This is a genomic window from Sphingopyxis sp. (genome assembly GCF_025869345.1).
Lineage (GTDB): Bacteria > Pseudomonadota > Alphaproteobacteria > Sphingomonadales > Sphingomonadaceae > Sphingopyxis.
In genome coordinates this window covers 1-1,998 of sequence record NZ_JAOZVW010000159.1, presented here as the reverse complement: position 1 = coordinate 1,998, position 1,998 = coordinate 1, and the positions used below count along the sequence as shown (strand labels likewise).

Below are 1,998 nucleotides of genomic sequence, written 5' to 3'. Positions count from 1 at the left end.
GTCATCCCGGACTTGATCCGGGATCCATTCATCCGGCGCCGAGATAATGGATTCCGGATCAAGTCCGGGATGACGAAAGTGGGGATCGTCAGCCCTGATCCTACTGCCGCTGCGACGAAATATTCCCCCCATCGACGACCAGCTCGGCGGCGGTGATATAGCTCGCTTCGTTCGACAGCAGGAAGCGCACCACGCGGCCGATCTCCGCCGGATCGCCCAGCCTTTCGAGCAGGATACGCCGCTCGAAATAACCTTCGGGCAGATTGTCGACCGCGGGCTGCATCATCGGCGTGCGGATCTGTCCCGGCGACACCGCGTTGATGCGAATATTGTCGCGCGCCAGCCGGTCGGCGAGCGCACGGACCAGCGACAGCATCCCGCCCTTCGCGGCGCTGTAGATCGGGTTCACCGCATTGCCGAGCGTCGCGTTGATCGAGGCGATGCCGACCACCGCCGAGCCCGGATTGGCGGCGAAATCGCCATAAAGCTGCTGGGTGAGCAGCGCGAGCGGGCGAAGATGGGTGTTGATCCCCGCGTCCCAGCTTTGCGGCGTGATGCCTTCGAGCGAGCCGGTATCGACGATCCCCGCCGCATGGACGAGCCCGCCGAGCGGGCCGAGCGCCGCGCGGCTCGCGTCGATCGCGGCCGCATAGGCAGCGATGTCGGTGAGGTCGATCGCGACCGGCAGCGCCTTTACGCCGAAGCGGCTCGCGATGGCTTCCGCCTGCGCCGATGCCTTGCCGCCGTCGATATCCCACAGCGCGACGTTGCGGCCCACCGCCGCGAGCGCTTCGGCCGAAGCCAGCCCGATGCCCGACGCGCCGCCGGTGACGATGACGCCAGTGCCGGGGGCGCCGAGCGCGGGGGAAAGCTGATCCTGGTCCATCGAACCGATTCTCCAAAGTGCGAAACGATGCCGCCACCATGTCACGCATTGGAATCGATAGGGAAGAGGAAATCCGCCTTTTGCGCAAAATTTCATGGATTTTTGCGATGAATATCGTAGCATAACGACGATATCGCTACGCAAATAGGCAATATGGGAGTGGGCTATGACGAATCCGGCCATCGCCGTCGTGACGGGCGCCAGCCGCGGCGCGGGCAAGGGCATCGCGATCGGGCTCGGCGAAAGGGGGATGACCGTCTTCGTCACCGGGCGCAGCGTCGATCATAGCGATGCGGTGGGCTGGGACGGCAAGCCGCTCGCGGGAACGATCCACGAGACCGCGGCGGCAGTGACCGCGGCGGGGGGCAGGGGGATCGCGGTCGCCTGCGACCACGCCGACGACGCCCAGATCGCCGCGCTGTTCGAACGGGTGCGCGCCGAGGCGGGGCGGCTCGACATTCTCGTCAACAACGCGACCCATATCCATCACCAGCTCATCGAGCAGGCGCCCTTCTGGGAGAAGGAACTCGATGCGGTCGGGATCATCGATGTCGGGCTGCGCTCGGCCTATGTCGCGAGCTGGCACGCCGCAAAGCTGATGGTCGAACAGGGATCGGGGCTGGTCGCCTTCACCTCCTCCTTCGGCGCGAGCTGCTATATGCACGGGCCCGCCTATGGCGCGCAGAAAGCGGGGGTCGACAAGCTGGCGCACGACATGGCGTTCGATTTCAAGCCCTATGGCGTGCGCGCCGTGTCGATCTGGCTGGGACCGCAGATCACCGAGCGCGCGCTCAATGCCGCCGAGGTGCATAAGGAGCAATATGAAGGCTTCATGGCGATGGCCGAAATGCCGCAGTTCACGGGGCGTATCCTTCACGCGATCGCGAGCGACCCCGAGGGCGGCGAGCTGTCGGGGCGGGCGCTGATCGGGGCGGAGATCGCCGGGCGCTACGGCATCACCGACCGCGGGAGGACGCCGCCGTCGCACCGCGAGATGCTGGGCAGCCCGCCCGAGCCGAACCCGGCGGTGGTTTACTAGGCGAGACGGTACAGATTATCGTCATTGCGAGCGCAGCGAAGCAATCCAGAGTGGCGTAAACCGCTCTGGATTG

At 65.8% G+C, this 1,998-nt stretch carries 2 protein-coding genes; one reads left to right on the top strand and one right to left on the bottom strand.

Going from position 1 to position 1,998, the window contains the following annotated elements:
• Nucleotides 1-100 precede the first annotated feature (100 nt).
• Entirely contained in the window at nt 101-886 is a 786-nt protein-coding gene (locus OJI97_RS17975; RefSeq protein WP_297665774.1) for an SDR family NAD(P)-dependent oxidoreductase, read from the bottom strand.
• Between the two features lie 166 nt (nt 887-1,052).
• Here OJI97_RS17975 and OJI97_RS17970 point away from each other — a divergent pair, with 166 nt between their 5' ends.
• Nucleotides 1,053-1,925 (top strand): SDR family NAD(P)-dependent oxidoreductase, encoded by an 873-nt coding sequence (locus OJI97_RS17970; protein ID WP_297665772.1) that lies wholly within the window; start codon nt 1,053-1,055, stop codon nt 1,923-1,925.
• Nucleotides 1,926-1,998 lie beyond the last annotated feature (73 nt).

Excerpts from the sequence above, each read along its gene's own strand:
- OJI97_RS17975 (WP_297665774.1), bottom strand. The coding sequence starts at position 886 with ATGGACCAGGATCAGCTTTCCCCCGCGCTCGGCGCCCCCGGCACTGGC.
- OJI97_RS17970 (WP_297665772.1), top strand. The coding sequence starts at position 1,053 with ATGACGAATCCGGCCATCGCCGTCGTGACGGGCGCCAGCCGCGGCGCG.